Consider the following 241-nt stretch of genomic DNA (forward strand, 5'->3'; position numbering starts at 1 on the left):
GTTGCAATGTCACCTCCGGTGTACTGGCAGTATGTAACCATTGTGTTTTGTTTTCTACACGCATACCAGTTTCATCAAAATAGACAACAGGAGACTGCAGAACCTTTTCTTTTACTTCTTCGAGAAAAGGCTGCAATTGAGCCGAAAAACGGTTTGTATGATTTACCAAAGTTCCTTCACTAATCGAATGCCCAAAACAATCTTGAAAGAATTCCTTTGTTCGTTTTAAAGAAAGACACTG

1 protein-coding gene is annotated in these 241 nt (G+C 38.6%); it reads right to left on the reverse strand.

Going from position 1 to position 241, the window contains the following annotated elements; translation table 11 throughout:
* Nucleotides 1-241: IS66 family transposase (locus JDS99_RS31460; protein WP_199696542.1), on the reverse strand; the 241-nt coding region annotated here is incomplete at both ends.

Origin of the sequence: Bacillus cereus group sp. N6 (genome assembly GCF_016483705.1) — a bacterium.
GTDB classification, from domain to species: Bacteria; Bacillota; Bacilli; order Bacillales; family Bacillaceae_G; genus Bacillus_A; species Bacillus_A wiedmannii.